At 71.1% G+C, this 277-nt stretch carries 1 protein-coding gene; it reads left to right on the forward strand.

From position 1 onward, the window contains the following. A partial coding sequence (locus tag AB3X96_RS42810; protein ID WP_368594449.1) for a hypothetical protein occupies nt 1–277 on the forward strand: 277 nt, incomplete at both ends.

The raw sequence follows: 277 nt of genomic DNA on the forward strand, positions 1-277 counted from the left end.
GGTTGCGCGTGGCTACCTGAAGCGTCCGGAACTGAGCGCGCAGCGGTTCATGGCCGATCCGTTCAGTGCGCAGCCGGGCGCGCGGATGTATCGCACGGGGGACCTGGCGCGGTACCTGCCGGATGGCGTTCTGGAGTTTCTGGGGCGCACCGACGAGCAGGTCAAGATCCGGGGCTTTCGCATCGAGCCGGGCGAGGTGGCCGCGCACCTGTGCGCACATGCATGGGTGCGCGAGGCGGTGGTGGTGGCGCGCGAGGAGCGGGCCGGCGAGCCGCAG

Source organism: Paraburkholderia sp. BR13439 (assembly GCF_040948805.1).
In the GTDB taxonomy this organism is placed as follows: domain Bacteria; phylum Pseudomonadota; class Gammaproteobacteria; order Burkholderiales; family Burkholderiaceae; genus Paraburkholderia; species Paraburkholderia youngii.